This is a genomic window from Microbacterium sp. Kw_RZR3 (assembly GCF_029222405.1).
Classification (GTDB): Bacteria; Actinomycetota; Actinomycetes; order Actinomycetales; family Microbacteriaceae; genus Microbacterium.
Genome location: NZ_JARHXC010000061.1, coordinates 1 through 13,568 on the forward strand (window position 1 = coordinate 1; position 13,568 = coordinate 13,568).

Here is a 13,568-nt window from a genome sequence, read left to right on the forward strand (position 1 = left end):
CAGCTCTTCGACTGGCCGTACGAGCCGAGCTGCTTGGTGGCTTCGACCACGCGGACGGCCATGGCCGACTCGGCGACCTTGCCCCAGGCGCGGGGGTCGTACTGCTTCTTGTTGCCGACCTCGCCGTCGATCTTCAGCACACCCTCGTAGTTCGAGAACATGTAGCCCGCGATCGAACGGGTGAAGGCGTACTGCGTGTCGGTGTCGATGTTCATCTTGACGACGCCGTTCGCGACCGCGAGGGCGATCTCTTCGTCGCTCGAGCCGCTGCCGCCGTGGAAGACGAGGTCGAGGGGCTTGGGGCCGGTGCCGAACTTCGCGGCGATGCCCTCCTGGATCTCACCGAGCAGCTCGGGACGGAGCTTGACGCCGCCGGGCTTGTACACGCCGTGGACGTTTCCGAACGTGAGGGCCGAGATGTAGCGGCCGTTCTCGCCGAGGCCGAGGCGCTCGACGGCCTTGGTCACGTCGGCGACGGTCGTGTAGAGAGCCTCGTTCGAGCCCTCGTGCTGAACGCCGTCCTCTTCGCCGCCGACCACGCCGACCTCGATCTCGAGGATGGCGTTGATGTTCTTCATGCGGGGGAGGAGCTCGGCGGCGATGTCGATGTTCTCGTCGAGCGGAACGGCCGAGCCGTCCCACATGTGCGACTGGAAGATCGGGTTGCGGCCGGCCTTGACCTCTTCCTCGGATGCCTCGAGGAGGGGGAGCACGAACCCGGGGAGCGCGTCCTTGGGGCAGTGGTCGGTGTGGAGCGCGACCGTGATCGGGTAGTTCTTGGCGACCTCGGTGACGTACTTGGCGAAGGCGAGCGCGCCGGTGGCGCGGGCCTTGACCGTGTGGCCGGCGAAGTAGTCGGCGCCGCCGGTGGTGACCTGGAGGATGCCGTCAGAACCGGCCTCGGTCAGGCCCTGGAGCACCGAGTTGATGGTCTGCGAGCTCGAGACGTTGATCGCGGGGTACGCGAAGCTGCCGGCCTTGGCGCGGTCCAGCATCTCGGCGTACTGCTCAGGGGTGGCGACGGGCATTGTGCTCCTTGTGTCGTTGCGGGGACACCGTCAGCCTAGCGAAGGTGCTGGATCGTGCTGAGGCTGTCTGAAGAGGAACTGGCGGAGTATGCGCCAGTGATAAAAATCGTGATTCCTTCATCGGCGAGCGCCGGAAATTGCCCGATTGTCACATCTCGCGTGGATACAGTGGCCACATGGTGAGCCTGACATCCGATATGAGTCCGTTGCACCCCGATCGGAACCTGGCTCTCGAGCTGGTTCGCGCGACCGAGGCGGCATCCATCCGGGCCGTCCCCTTCATCGGTCGTGGAGACAAAGAAGCGGCGGATGGTGCGGCCGTCGACGCCATGCGCGCGTTCTTCAGCACGGTCAACTTCGACGGCACGATCGTCATCGGCGAGGGCGAGAAGGACAACGCCCCGATGCTCTACAACGGCGAGCGTGTCGGAAGCGGGCGCGGACCCCGGTGCGACGTCGCGGTCGACCCGATCGACGGCACCTCGCTCACGGCGGCGGGGCGTCAGAACGCCCTCTCGGTGATCGCCGTGTCCGACCAGGGAACGATGCTCGACGCATCGAGCGTCTTCTACATGGACAAGCTGGTCACCGGACCTGCCGGCGTCGGGGTCGTCGACATCCGGCTCCCCATCGGCGAGAACATCCGCTTGCTCGCGAAAGCCCTCGGCAAGCCCGTCGACGAGATCGTCGTGTCGGTGTTGAACCGTCCGCGTCACGAACAGCTCATCGCCGACATCCGCGCGGCCGGTGCGGGCACCCGCCTCATGAGCGACGGCGATGTCGCCGGCGGCATCAACGCGGCCCGACACAATGCCCGGACTGATATGTGCGTCGGTATCGGAGGCAGCCCGGAAGGCATCGTCACCGCGTGCGCGATCAAGGCGCTCGGTGGGCACATCCAGGGCGTGCTCGCTCCGCGCAACGACGAGGAGAAGCAGAAGGGCGTCGACGCCGGCCTCAAGGTCGACGGGACGGTCTACGAGGCCGACGACCTCGTCAAGGGCAAGAACACGATCTTCGTGGCCACCGGGGTGACGGACGGCCAGCTGGTGCAGGGCGTGCGCCGCGACGGCGACTTCATCTACACCGAGAGCGTCGTGCTCCGCGGCGCGTCGGGAACGCTTCGTCGTATTTCGTCGGAGCACCTGACGTCCAAGTGGCTCTGAATCGGTAGCGCTCCGTCTCGCTGAGCACAGCCGCCGCCCGGCCGTGCTCAGCGAGACGGCACTGACCCGGTAGTGCGTCGCGCTTGCTCGGCGGCGGAGCTCCGGCGGGAGGCGCGGCGACGGACGCGGAACGCACACCTACAGCCGGGCGTGTCGTGACGCAAGCGTGACCGGTGTCGCGGGGGTGGTCTGGCAGAATCGTGTGCAGTGTCAACGGCGACGCTGTGTTCTTCCGAGACCCGAAGGGGGATCGTCCATGGCAACTCCCACGAACCAAACCGCACCCCAGACCGGGGCGCAGGCGGTCATCGCCGACGCCGTTGACCCTGCGCGCCGCCCTGATGTGCTGCTTCGCGTCCGTCGCGACGACGGTCACGAGATCAGCGCCTGGTGGATGGTCGGCGCATTCGTCGGTGTATCCGCCGCTGTCGTCAGCCTCCTGAGTTGGGTTCCCGGCGGCTCTTGAGCCACCCCGCAGCCTCTTTGGTCATCGGTTCCGCTTAGCGCTCCTCCGCCTCGAGGCCCGCGCGGATCCGCACGTCGCCCAGATCGGCTGAGGCGACGCTTCTCTTTTCCCCGTCAGCTGCGCGGTCGGACGTCGGGCCGTCACCGATCGGTCCCGTCGCTGCGGAGTCGATGAACTCGGCGGCCGCCCAGCGACGCGGCGTCGCCTCGATCGGGGCGGGAGGGGAGACGGCGTCGAGCTTCGTTTCGTCAATCCCCGGGAATTTCCGCGCCGTCACGAGCACGCGCGACTCGAGCGATCCGGCGAACTTGTTGTAACTGTCGACCGTGCGCTCGATTGCCCGGCGGAGGTCGCCGGCGTGCCCGGCGAGGACCCCGACGCGCTCGTACAGCTCGGATCCGAGGGCGAAGAGCGCGCGCGCTTCGTCGGAGACGTCTTGCTGAGTCCACGTGAACGCGACGGTCTTCAGAACCGCCCACAGATTCACCGGTGAAGCGAGAGCCACCCGACGGGAGAACGCGTAGTCGAGAAGCGTCGGGTCTTCGTCGAGAGCCGAGGCCAGGAGCGATTCGCTCGGGATGAAGCACACCACGAACTCCGGGCTGCTCTCGAGGCCCGCCCAATAGGTCTTGCGAGCGAGAGCGTCGACGTGGCCCCGAACCGCCTTGGCGTGGCGGGTGAGCAGCGTCGCACGGCGCGCTCCCTCCTCGCCCTGCGCGGTCACCGGGATCGCGCTGGCCTGAAGATACGCGTCGAGGGGGACCTTGGCATCCACCGCCAAAGCCTTGCCACCCGGGAGCCGGACGACCATGTCGGGTCGACCCGCACCCGCGTCGGAGGTGATGGAGGCCTGCAGATCGAAATCGACGTATCGCGTGAGTCCGGCGGCCTCGACGACCCGACGCAGCTGCGTCTCTCCCCAGACGCCGCGCGTGCTCCCGGACCGCATCGCCGAAGCGAGGGCTTCTGTGGTGGCCCGCAGTGCCTCGTCGGCCTCGCGCGACATCCGCAGCTGCTCGCCGAGCGCGGAGTACTGCTCGACGCGGTCGCGCTCGAGTCCGTCGACCTTGCGCTGCATCGCCTCGAGGGTCTCGCGCACGGGGTCGAGGGCGCGCAGCACCGTCTGATCGCGACGTTCGCGTTCTTCTCGCGCGGCCTGGTCGGTGCGGGATTGCCCGACGGCCTCCCTGTAAAGGGCCATCTGATGGTCGAGTTGCGTCTGAAGTCCTGCGCGCGCGGCGTCGGCGGCGGCGACGCGGGCGAGGAGGTCGGCTCGTTCGGCGGCGGCGGTCGCGGAGGCCCGCGCGGATCCGAGGAGCCACCCACCGGCGACGCCGAGCGCGAGGGCGAGGATCACGAGAACGAGGGCGATGGCATCCATGAGGTCAGCATGCACCAGACCTCCGACATCGCCGGAAAGACGGGCCGCGAGCGTCAGGCGACGGCGCGCTCCGTCACGGGCTCGACGGCGATCTGCGACACACGGACGCCCAGGTGGGCGGCGAGGGCGTGGACATCGCCGACCCCGGCGCGGCGCGCGCAGTCGATCGTGATCTCGGCGCACGCGACCGCGTCGGCCAGCGCGTCGTGGTGGGCGAAGGGCGAGCATCCGGCTTCTTCGGCCACCAGGGGGAGGCGGTACGAGGGGAGCGTGTAGGTCTTCCGCGACATCTGCACGCTGCAGAGGTATCGATAGGGCGGACACTCGTCACCCGTCGCCGCGCACGCGCGACGCAGAACCGACATGTCGAACCCGGCGTTGTGGGCCACCAGCACGTCGGCGCCGGCGAACGCGGTGAGGCGCGCGAGCTGGGCGCTCCAGTCGGGCGCGTTCACGACATCGGCCGCCTGGATGCCGTGGATCCCCACGTTGATCGGAGCGAAGTGATCGTGTCCGGGCGGCGGTTTGATGAGCCACGCGGCGGTGGCGACGACGCGACCGTCGCGAACGCGGGCCAGACCGACCGCGCAGGCCGACGCGCCGCTGGAATTCGCCGTCTCGAAGTCGATCGCCGTGAAGTCCAGTCCCACGTGTCCACTCTGACCCGCCACGGCGACGACCCGAAGAGGCGCGCCGAGGGGCTCGGCATCCGGTGTCGGAGCCGTGCGCGACATGTCGTGCCGTCACGCGGAGTTCGTGTGCAACACGCCGGCGACACGTGTGCGACACCCCGAGGTGGTGCGACGAACTCCGCAGGACGGCACGGGGCTGCTCATGTCGGAGGCGCGGCGTAGGGTCGGAACATGAGCGCCCAGCACAAGTCGAGGTCGTTCGGACAGGCAGCAGCCGCTTACGAGTCGGGGCGGCCGGGTTACCCGCCCGAGGCGGTGGCCTGGCTGCTGGATCCCGTGCGGGAGCCGGGTCGCGCGCTCCGCGTCGCCGATGTCGGCGCCGGAACCGGCAAGCTGACTCGCACCGTGGTCGAGCTCGGCGCCGATGTGGTGGCGGTGGATCCGGATGCCGACATGCTCGCGACCCTTCGAGAGAACGCGCGCGGCGTACCCACTTTCGTCGGCACGGCCGAGCAGCTGCCACTGCCCGACTCGGGTCTCGATGCCGTCGTGATGGGCCAGGCCTGGCACTGGGTCGACGTCGAGGCGGCCTCGCGCGAGACGGCACGGGTCTTGCGCAGCGGGGGAGTGCTCGGGCTGATCTGGAACATCCGCGACGACGCTGTGGACTGGGTGCGGCGGCTCACCGAGGCCATGGGTGGCTCGAATGCCGAGGTGCTTCTCGCCACGACCGGTCCGCGCGTCGCCGAGCCGTACGAGAGCCTGGAACACCGCGAGTGGCGCTGGGAGCGACGGATCACTCTGCCCCAACTGCGCGACCTCGTCGTCTCGCGGAGCGACATCATCACGGCCAGCGCCGAGCGGCGAGCAGCCATCGATGCGGCGGTCGACGGGGTGCTGGCATCCGTTCCCGGACTCGCCGACGGCGGCTCGGTTGCGCTGCCGTACGTCACCCACGCGTTCCGGGCACGACGACCGTGACGCGGGTGAGCGGGCTCCGGGCCGGGTAACCTGGACTCCCGTGGCTCTTACCATCGGAATCGTCGGCCTTCCCAACGTCGGAAAGTCGACCCTCTTCAACGCCCTGACCAAGAACTCGGTACTCGCGGCGAACTACCCGTTCGCGACCATCGAGCCGAACGTCGGGGTCGTGAACCTTCCCGATGTGCGCCTTCAGCAGCTCGCCGATGTCTTCGGCAGCGAGCGGCTCGTTCCCGCCGCGGTGTCGTTCGTCGACATCGCCGGGATCGTGCGCGGCGCGAGCGAGGGCGAGGGCCTCGGCAACCAGTTCCTCGCCAACATCCGTGAAGCGGATGCCATCGCCCAGGTCGTCCGCGGCTTCGCCGACGACGACGTGGTCCACGTCGACGGAGCGGTGAACCCCGCGAGCGACATGGAGACGATCAACGCCGAGCTGCAGCTCGCCGACCTCCAGACGCTCGAGAAGGCGATCACCCGGTACGAGAAAGAGGTCAAGGGCAAGAAGCTCGACCCCTCGGTGCTCGACGCCGCCAAGGCCGCGCAGGACGCCCTCCAGCGCGGCGTGCTGCTCTCGGCATCCGGTCTCGACCTCTCGCCGATCCGCGAGCTGGGTCTGTTGACCGCGAAGCCCTTCATCTTCGTGTTCAACGTCGACGAGGCCGTGCTCACCGATCAGGCGAAGAAGGACGAGCTCGCCGCGCTCGTCGCTCCCGCGAAGGCCGTCTTCCTGGATGCCAAGATCGAGTCCGAGCTGATCGACCTCGACCCCGAGGATGCCGCCGAGCTGCTGGCATCCACCGGTCAGGACGAGTCGGGTCTCGACCAGCTCGCCCGCATCGGCTTCGACACGCTCGGTCTCCAGACCTACCTCACGGCGGGTCCGAAGGAAGCGCGCGCGTGGACGATCCCGCAGGGCGCGAAAGCGCCGCAGGCGGCCGGTGTCATCCACACCGACTTCGAGAAGGGCTTCATCAAGGCGGAGGTCATCTCGTTCGACGACCTCATCGAGCTCGGCTCGGTCGCCGAGGCCCGCGCGAAGGGCAAGGCTCGCCTCGAGGGCAAGGACTACGTGATGCAGGACGGCGACGTGGTGGAGTTCCGCTTCAACAACTGAGCGGGCCCGCGCCACACGGGCGGAGTCGACGAGAATGGTCCCGTGAGCGACGACACCTCGCCACTGACACGTCGGCGCTGGCGTGAGGAGCGCCAGCCGGCCGTCCGGCACTGGCGGCACGGATTCTTCACGAGCTTCCGGCGGAACGATCCCGTCTTCGTCGTGGCCTCGTACCTTCTCATGACAGCGGGCGCGGGAATCGGCTCAGGCGCGTTCGGCGGCAAAGGAGCGACCCGGATCACTCCTGACGAATCGGCGATCGTCATCGCCGTGAGCGCGGTTCTGATGTCGGTGGCGTTGCTGGCCGTGGCCGTCCGCCTCCCGTTCACTTCGGATCGGTCGCCGCTTTCGCTTGGCGGTACGGTCTTCGTGGGCTGCATGAGTGCGATGTCCGTGACCGTCGTCGTCGCGCGCGCCGAAGGCGTCCTGTCTTCGGCGATGTGGGCGATGTTCGGTGCCATGCTCTTGTGTGCGGTCGTCGCGGCCGTGACCCTGCCCTTTTGCCTTCGTCGCCCGCTGAGCACGCGGCCGGTAGCGCACCCAGGCAGTGAATGATCAGGATAACGCCTCGCGTTATTAACGCTGTGCGTTATATCATGACGGCGTGATCAGGTCGTTCGGGAGCAAGGAGACCGAGCGGCTGTGGCGTCGTGAACGCGTGCCCTCGATCGATCCTCGGATCCATTCGACGGCATTGCGAAAGCTGCGTCAGGTGGGATCTGCCGAGTCGCTGGACGATCTTCGGGTTCCACCAGGAAACCGGCTCGAGGCTCTCAAGGGTGCTCGAGCGGGGCAACACAGCATCAGGATCAACGACCAGTGGCGGGTCTGCTTCGTGTGGACCGACGCTGGGCCAGAGGAGGTGGAGATCGTTGACTATCACTGACAAGATTCCTCCGGTCCACCCCGGTGAAGTTCTTCTGGAGGACTTCATCAACGGGCTGGGGATCACGCAGCACAAGCTCGCTGTCGCCATCGGGGTTCCGCCACGGCGGATCAACGAGATCGTGCACGGCGCTCGCGGGATCAGCGCGGACACCGCGCTTCGATTGTCGAGGTACTTCGGTACCTCGGCGGAGTTCTGGATCAATCTCCAGAGCTACTACGAACTCGATCGCGCCGAAGATCTCGCGGGGGAACAGATCGCCGCGATCACACCCCTCCAAGTGGCGTGACGCCGGCCGAGGGATCCGGGCGCTCGGCCCGCCTCATCGAGTGAGCGCACGCGCCTCGACGCGGAAGCCTTTTCCTCTTCAACGTCGGTGAGGCCGTGCTCGCCGATCAGGGCGGCAACCGTGTCGGTGTCGTCGCCGCCGCAGACGGCTCGTTCGATGGAATCCAGGGGTCTCGTCAGCGCGCCCTCACGAGCCCCACGGAGTACGCCGGACAGGCCTGTGTGGCGGTCCAAGCCTCAGCCGTGCCGGGCCTGACGCCCACACAGAATGCGCGCCTCGTGGACGAATGGTGTGACTTCTTCTCGGCGGGGGCGGACTGGCATCCGGGATCTTTCCTTCCCCATGCGCATGCCTAAGGGCTTGTTCGCCGCTCTTGCCAGTCAAACGCAGTTGCGACGTTTGGCGGTGCTCACCGGCATCTACGACGATCTCTGCCCCCTTGCCGCGATGACTGAACTGCGGGAACTGGAGCTCGAGTCGGCGACCTCCGTGACGTCCCTGGAGCCGGTTCGACACCTCGCGAGGCTCGAATCGCTCCGTATCGGCGGTTTGTTAGGTTGCGGGACTACTCGCCTGTGGCGGACATCACAGGGTTGCGTCAATTGGAGCTGGGCTTCGCCTACGGGCAAACCTACGCCGACTCGTACGAATTCGTCCGAGATCTCGGCTCTCTACGGATGGCGCGGCTCTGTTTGATTCCCGCCGGTCTGAGATACGAACCACTGCTTGCGCTGACTCACGTCGAGGATCTCGCCTTTTATGTGGGTGCGCGGAACCAGCGGAAGATGACTCCGACGCTCATCGACCTGGAGTGGGCGCTCCCCGGGATTCAGCGATGCAAGGCAGACATCGTCGCACGGCGGACCTATGAGTGGCGGCGCGGAGAGCGTATCGGACATTGGATCTCGGACGATGAGGGGACAGCGACTCTGGCCCGCTACGACCCGCCGAGCCTCGACTGAAGGGCGACGACGTGGTCGAAGGTGTCAGACGGCGGAGTCCGGCATAGGAACAGATCCGGCGGAGCTGACGAGATCAACGGGGCCGATTCACACGAAGACCACATCGTGGAGTTCCGCTTCAACAATTGAGCAAGGGCTCGACGTAGGATCGCCGGCATGAGCGGGACCCCTCCGACCAGGCGTGTCATTCGGCTCTTCCCGGGCTACGGGCGGGACTGGCCGCTGTGGGAGAACTCCACACCGACGTGGGACCTCGGATACACGACGACGCCCGCCGAGTACGGGCTTTCGAGTGCGCTGACGAGGGACCTCGCGGAGTGGAACACTCTGTGGGAGGCGAACTTCGATCCCTTCGAAGGGTGGAAGAACGAACCCGCTCGGGAGTCCTGGCGAGAATCCGGTGACCGGATCGCGACACGTCTGCAGGAGGAAGTCCGCGACTTCGCAGACGTCCAGTACGAGCCGTGGCCGCTCGGCGGCGAGCACGGTCCGTGGGGCTCGACGATCGATGGATGACGCGCAGCGTTAGTCCGCGCGCGTTGGAGGTCGACGCGAGCGTCGGCGCAAACCGCCCAGGGCAGTGAGGAGGCCGGGAAGAGGTCAGTAGTGGTAACGCGCCTGCAAGATCGTGATGTGGGTGTCATTCGCGACGTAGACGAGGCGGTTCGCCTCGTCGATGCGGCGTGACCAGGCGCCGGCGAGGGCGTGTTTGAGGGCTTCGGGCTTGCCTATTCCCTCGAACGGGTCGTCGCGGAGGATGTCGGCGATGAGCTGATTGATGCGGCGGAGGGTCTTGCGATCCTGCGTCTGCCAGTACAGGTAATCGTCCCACCCCTCAGCTGTCCAGGCCAGCTTGCGGCCGCTCACGGCTCGACGAGGTCGTGTTCTTCGATCGCGTTGTCGCGAGCGCTTGCCAGGGCGCTCAGCAGACGACGGGCGTTCTCGGGGGAGCGGAGCAGATAGCTGGTCTCGACGAGGGAGTCGTACTCGTCCTTCGACATGAGAACGGCGGAACCGCGCTTCGAGGTGATCTCGACCTCCGTGTGGTCGAGGTTGACGCGCTCGATGAGGCCGAAAAGGTCGCGGCGTGCCTCGCTCGTCGTGATGGCCATGAGTCCTCCGAAGTCGTACCAGAAATGGTACCACTCAGAGGTTTGGCGGAGGCCGCCGGGGTGAGCCGCGGAGCGCGACGACCCGCTAGCCCCACGCCGAGACGGCCGACGCCCCCACCGCGAGCCGCGCGCGCCGGGCGAGCTCTGCCGCGTCGATACCCGGCCACCCGTGCAGAACGGCCGTGTGCGAGTCGGGGAGTGCTTCCGCGCCCCAGACGGCGCCGGCGAGAGAACCGGCGATCGCCGCGACCGTGTCGGTGTCGTTTCCCCCGCGGACCGCGCGCTCGATGGCATCCAGGGGTCCGTCGGCACCGGAGACCGCGGCCAGCGCACCCTGGAACGCGCGCACGACCCAGCCGTTCGCATCCCGGAAGTCGCGCGGGTGACGGCCGGAAACCAGGGCTTCGTCGATCAGCGCCGCCCACCGGTCGCGACGGTCCTGCGGCACGACGTCGAGCTGTCCGCGCATGTCGAGTTCGCCGGTCAGGATGCCATGACGGATGGCCGCGCCCCACAGGGCGCACGCATCGACGTTGTCGTCTTCCCAGTGCGTGAGTTGCGCGACCGCCGCCGCCGCGGCGGTCAGATCGGGACGGTCGAGGTAGCCGAGGGCGACGGGACCGGTTCGCATCAGCGAACCGTTGCCGCCGCTTCGTCCTGTCTCGTCATGCACGGCGCGAGCGGCTGTGCGGATGGCATCCATCGTCGGGGGCGACGGGATACGGCCGAGGACGTGCCGGGTCTGCGCACCCACGTCGAGGGCGCTCTCAGCCCAGCCCTGCCACGCTGCGACGATGCGCTCGAGTGCGGCAGGGTCGGTGAGTCGGCGCCCCGCGGCCAGCTCGTCGAGCACCGGGATCGCCATGCTCGTGTCGTCGGTCCACTCTCCGGCTCCGTGGCCGAAGTGCCCGACGCCGAACTCGGGGGTGACCTCGTCGGGGAGTGCCGGGCCGAACTCGTACGCCGAGCCGAGAGCATCGCCGGCGGCCGACACGATGATGGTTCCGACGGCGCGATCCATCTGGGCGGGGGAGAGGTGTGCCATCGTCCCAGCGTACGAGCACCTCTGCGCGCGGGCGCTGCGTCCGAACGGACACCTTGTCCAGCCCCGCCGAGGACCCGCGCGCTTTCGTAAACCGACGGCCGTGAACGCGCCGAACCCCCGCACCGCCTTCATCCCGCCCGGGTGGGCGACGCCCTTCGCCTCGCGGAAGCGCCTGCAGTTGCTTCCCGCGGAGATGTTCAACCGCACCTTCGAGCGCGCCGGACGACTGGTTTCACGTCGCGCCCTTGCGGAGGCTGCCGCTGATCCTCGCGATCGCGTTCGGCCTCCTTACCCTCATGTGCGGCTGGATCGTGTGGGGCGTGCTCGCGCAGGCGGGGACGACACCGTCGATGCAGGGGCCCATGCCCTACGTGATCGCGGTGATGTTCGGCATCCTGGGTCTGTTCGCCGTGATCGTGTTCCTCAATCTGATCGCTGCCTCGCGCAGCCGCGCCTCGTGGGGCAACCGCCAGTGCATCGCGGTCGGACGCAGCGGAATCGCGGTGCGCTACCAGGGGGTGGCGGTGAACATCCCGTGGGACGAGGTGACGGGCATCTGGGCCACGACGACCAACTCGACCGGTGTGTCGCAGGCCGGCCTGATCAAGACGCCGGTCCTGCGCATCGAGCGGGACACGGGCGACGGCACGGAGGGCGTGCTCGGTTCTTGGAACATCGCGCCTTTCGTTCTGGATGCCGCGCCCCAGGCGACCTACGCGGCCGTGCACTTCTCCCGGCTCACGCCCGCCGCGCGTCACGAGCTCGGGACGACCCTCGGTCAGCAGAGGATCGACGGCTTCGCGGGCTACGCACCCACCACGGTCGCGCCACGGGGATAGTCTCGAGCGTCAGCCGCCGAGCTCGGAGGGATGAGTCAGCCGCCACCACAGCGTCGGCTCCTCGATCGCCCCCGAGATCTTCACGTCGGCCGAGGCGGTGTTCGGCCCCGCCGTCCAGGTGATCGTGCCGACCTTCTCTCCGTCGGCGTACTTCTCCGGCGTCGTCGTGTCGAGCGAGGTGGCCACGGGCGTGTCCGACCACGTCATGATCGAGGCGTTCTGCGCCATGACGACCTTCGCCGACGATCCCCAGGGGGTCGTGATCTCACCCACCTCGGCGCCGGCCGTCCCCACCTGAAGCGTGTGGAATCCATCCCGGATGCTCTCGAGAAGGACGACGACGTCCTGATTCGCGCTCGCTCGGGTCTCGCCGCCGAGCCGGACGCCGAGGACGTGCAGCGGCGCCCCGATGCCGACGTCGAGAACCGACGTGAACAGAAGATTGAAGGTGCCGTCGCCGAGGTTGCCCGTCTTCAATCCCGTGACGCCCGAGGTGCCGAGAAGGGCGTTGGTGTTCTCGATGTTCCCGGGGCCCGCGGGCAGGTCGACCCACGGCGTCGCGGCGATGGCGGCGATCGTCGGGTTGGCCGCGGCGATCCGGCCGAGGGCGAGGAGGTCGCTCGGCGTGCTCGTGTTGCGTTCGTCGATGCCCGTGGCATCCACGATCCGCGTCGAGTTCAACCCGTTCCGGCTCAGCCAGGAGCGTGCGGCGTCGACGTAGGCGCCTTCCGAGCCGTAGGCCCAGCGGGCGATCGCTGTGGCGTAGTTGCTCGCCGACGGCAGGAGCATGGTCTCGAGCGAGTCGTGCAACGACAGCTTGAGCCCGTCGGGCATCCGCGCGATCGTCGCGCCGCGGACGTAGTACTGGTCGTAGAGGTCGGTATCGGCTTCGGTGTAGGCGATCGTCGGCCCGGGATCGTTCGCGTCTGCCAGCGGGTGAGCGTCGAGCACGACGAGCGCGGTGACGAGTTTCGCGATGCTCGCGATGGGTCGCGCATCGTCGCCCCCCGACGACAACCATGCGCCGGCGGCATCCGGTCCGAGGTAGGACTCACCACCCGCGACACTGACGAGCATCGAGCCGGAGGCGGGGAGCCTCACCTCGGCCTTTGCGCCGGGGGTGACGCTGGGGGCGGAAGACGTGACCGTCGGGGCAGCCAACGGCGCCGCCGAAGCCCACCAGACGTAGCCGCCACTTCCGCCGAAGACCAGCAGCACGAAGACGAGGAAGACGATCAGGGCGATGCGTCCACCGCGTCCGCTCGGGCGTTCGACCTCATTCGCGCCGTCGAGCAGATCGCCGAAAGGACTGTCCTCGCTCATTGCTCACCGAAATCGTTCGCCGGGACGCGAATGGATGCCACGGTGTCGCCGTCCATCTCGAGGGCGATGAACTTCGTCCCCACGTTGTCCGGTCGCTCCGTAGAGGACGTGCCTGGGACCTCGCGAACGTCGATACGCAGCTCGTGTCCGGGGCCCACGAGGGCTCCCGCGGCCACGGCCTCGGCGCGCGTCGACCCGACAGCCAGGCCGTGGGCGGTGCGGACGGGGTGCCCGTTCACCTCGGCAGCGGTGATCGACACCGAGCCTTCGTCAGCGGCCAGGAGCAGCCGCAGTCCGGGCCAGTCGTGGGCGACGATGCCCTCCGCCGAGGGCGAATCGGACCT

General features: G+C 68.0%; 18 protein-coding genes. 10 read left to right on the top strand and 8 right to left on the bottom strand.

Translation table 11 applies throughout. The annotated features are described in order from the left end of the window. The coding region (fbaA, locus tag P2P98_RS02980) for a class II fructose-bisphosphate aldolase (RefSeq protein WP_275797077.1) at positions 1-1,028 on the bottom strand (1,028 nt) is incomplete at its 3' end. A 176-nt stretch (positions 1,029-1,204) separates the two neighbouring features. Here fbaA and glpX point away from each other — a divergent pair. Together glpX and P2P98_RS02990 are read left to right on the top strand one after the other, a co-directional pair. Further along, positions 1,205-2,194 (top strand): class II fructose-bisphosphatase, encoded by a 990-nt coding sequence (gene glpX / locus P2P98_RS02985; RefSeq protein ID WP_058597812.1) that lies wholly within the window; start codon positions 1,205-1,207, stop codon positions 2,192-2,194. 256 nt (positions 2,195-2,450) lie between these two features. Further along, positions 2,451-2,660, top strand: a complete 210-nt coding sequence (locus tag P2P98_RS02990; RefSeq protein WP_058597811.1) for a hypothetical protein — start codon at positions 2,451-2,453, stop codon at positions 2,658-2,660. Between the two features lie 34 nt (positions 2,661-2,694). On the opposite strand, the gene P2P98_RS02995 is transcribed toward P2P98_RS02990, so the two are convergent. Then, complete coding sequence (locus tag P2P98_RS02995; RefSeq protein ID WP_275797101.1) at positions 2,695-4,041, bottom strand: DNA recombination protein RmuC; 1,347 nt, start codon at positions 4,039-4,041, stop codon at positions 2,695-2,697. 53 nt (positions 4,042-4,094) lie between these two features. Further along, complete coding sequence (locus P2P98_RS03000; protein ID WP_275797102.1) at positions 4,095-4,691, bottom strand: 3'-5' exonuclease; 597 nt, start codon at positions 4,689-4,691, stop codon at positions 4,095-4,097. Between the two features lie 213 nt (positions 4,692-4,904). Here P2P98_RS03000 and P2P98_RS03005 point away from each other — a divergent pair, with 213 nt between their 5' ends. The 7 genes from P2P98_RS03005 to P2P98_RS03035 all read left to right on the top strand — a co-directional run bounded on the left by P2P98_RS03005 (position 4,905) and on the right by P2P98_RS03035 (position 9,421). Continuing rightward, positions 4,905-5,654: a class I SAM-dependent methyltransferase gene (locus tag P2P98_RS03005; RefSeq protein ID WP_275797080.1), complete on the top strand. Its 750-nt coding sequence runs from the start codon at positions 4,905-4,907 to the stop codon at positions 5,652-5,654. A gap of 40 nt (positions 5,655-5,694) precedes the next feature. Next, on the top strand, positions 5,695-6,768 hold the full coding sequence (ychF, locus tag P2P98_RS03010; protein ID WP_058597807.1) for a redox-regulated ATPase YchF: 1,074 nt from the start codon (positions 5,695-5,697) through the stop codon (positions 6,766-6,768). 42 nt (positions 6,769-6,810) lie between these two features. Further along, complete coding sequence (locus tag P2P98_RS03015; RefSeq protein WP_275797083.1) at positions 6,811-7,323, top strand: hypothetical protein; 513 nt, start codon at positions 6,811-6,813, stop codon at positions 7,321-7,323. 49 nt (positions 7,324-7,372) lie between these two features. After that, positions 7,373-7,654: a type II toxin-antitoxin system RelE/ParE family toxin gene (locus tag P2P98_RS03020; RefSeq protein ID WP_275797085.1), complete on the top strand. Its 282-nt coding sequence runs from the start codon at positions 7,373-7,375 to the stop codon at positions 7,652-7,654. Then, a complete protein-coding gene (locus P2P98_RS03025; RefSeq protein ID WP_275797087.1) occupies positions 7,641-7,943 on the top strand; it encodes a HigA family addiction module antitoxin in 303 nt (100 codons plus the stop codon). The genes P2P98_RS03020 and P2P98_RS03025 overlap by 14 nt, the downstream gene beginning before the upstream one ends. Before the next feature lie 575 nt (positions 7,944-8,518). After that, positions 8,519-8,905 carry a hypothetical protein gene (locus P2P98_RS03030; protein ID WP_275797089.1) on the top strand — a complete coding sequence of 129 codons (387 nt, stop codon included), beginning with the start codon at positions 8,519-8,521 and terminating at the stop codon, positions 8,903-8,905. A 156-nt stretch (positions 8,906-9,061) separates the two neighbouring features. Continuing rightward, on the top strand, positions 9,062-9,421 hold the full coding sequence (locus tag P2P98_RS03035) for a hypothetical protein (protein WP_275797091.1): 360 nt from the start codon (positions 9,062-9,064) through the stop codon (positions 9,419-9,421). 84 nt (positions 9,422-9,505) lie between these two features. On the opposite strand, the gene P2P98_RS03040 is transcribed toward P2P98_RS03035, so the two are convergent. The 3 genes from P2P98_RS03040 to P2P98_RS03050 all read right to left on the bottom strand — a co-directional run bounded on the left by P2P98_RS03040 (position 9,506) and on the right by P2P98_RS03050 (position 11,062). Further along, complete coding sequence (locus tag P2P98_RS03040; RefSeq protein ID WP_058597806.1) at positions 9,506-9,772, bottom strand: Txe/YoeB family addiction module toxin; 267 nt, start codon at positions 9,770-9,772, stop codon at positions 9,506-9,508. Next, positions 9,769-10,017, bottom strand: coding sequence for a type II toxin-antitoxin system prevent-host-death family antitoxin (locus P2P98_RS03045; protein ID WP_058597805.1), 249 nt, complete (start codon positions 10,015-10,017; stop codon positions 9,769-9,771). Before P2P98_RS03045 ends, P2P98_RS03040 begins: the two co-directional genes overlap by 4 nt. An 85-nt stretch (positions 10,018-10,102) precedes the next feature. Beyond that, positions 10,103-11,062, bottom strand: a complete 960-nt coding sequence (locus tag P2P98_RS03050; protein WP_275797093.1) for an ADP-ribosylglycohydrolase family protein — start codon at positions 11,060-11,062, stop codon at positions 10,103-10,105. Between the two features lie 245 nt (positions 11,063-11,307). Between P2P98_RS03050 and P2P98_RS03055 the strand changes: the two genes are divergently transcribed. Then, a complete protein-coding gene (locus tag P2P98_RS03055) occupies positions 11,308-11,901 on the top strand; it encodes a hypothetical protein (RefSeq protein ID WP_275797095.1) in 594 nt (197 codons plus the stop codon). A 9-nt stretch (positions 11,902-11,910) separates the two neighbouring features. On the opposite strand, the gene P2P98_RS03060 is transcribed toward P2P98_RS03055, so the two are convergent. Next, positions 11,911-13,224 (bottom strand): serine hydrolase, encoded by a 1,314-nt coding sequence (locus tag P2P98_RS03060; protein ID WP_275797097.1) that lies wholly within the window; start codon positions 13,222-13,224, stop codon positions 11,911-11,913. Beyond that, on the bottom strand, positions 13,221-13,568 hold a 348-nt coding region (locus P2P98_RS03065), incomplete at its 5' end, for a hypothetical protein (protein WP_275797099.1). The genes P2P98_RS03060 and P2P98_RS03065, both read right to left, overlap by 4 nt.

Coding starts and splice junctions, on each gene's coding strand:
- P2P98_RS03035 (WP_275797091.1), top strand. CDS start 9,062: ATGAGCGGGACCCCTCCGACCAGGCGTGTCATTCGGCTCTTCCCGGGC.
- P2P98_RS03060 (WP_275797097.1), bottom strand. CDS start 13,224: ATGAGCGAGGACAGTCCTTTCGGCGATCTGCTCGACGGCGCGAATGAG.
- P2P98_RS03045 (WP_058597805.1), bottom strand. CDS start 10,017: ATGGCCATCACGACGAGCGAGGCACGCCGCGACCTTTTCGGCCTCATC.
- P2P98_RS02990 (WP_058597811.1), top strand. CDS start 2,451: ATGGCAACTCCCACGAACCAAACCGCACCCCAGACCGGGGCGCAGGCG.
- P2P98_RS02995 (WP_275797101.1), bottom strand. CDS start 4,041: ATGGATGCCATCGCCCTCGTTCTCGTGATCCTCGCCCTCGCGCTCGGC.
- P2P98_RS03005 (WP_275797080.1), top strand. CDS start 4,905: ATGAGCGCCCAGCACAAGTCGAGGTCGTTCGGACAGGCAGCAGCCGCT.
- glpX (WP_058597812.1), top strand. CDS start 1,205: ATGGTGAGCCTGACATCCGATATGAGTCCGTTGCACCCCGATCGGAAC.
- P2P98_RS03050 (WP_275797093.1), bottom strand. CDS start 11,062: ATGGCACACCTCTCCCCCGCCCAGATGGATCGCGCCGTCGGAACCATC.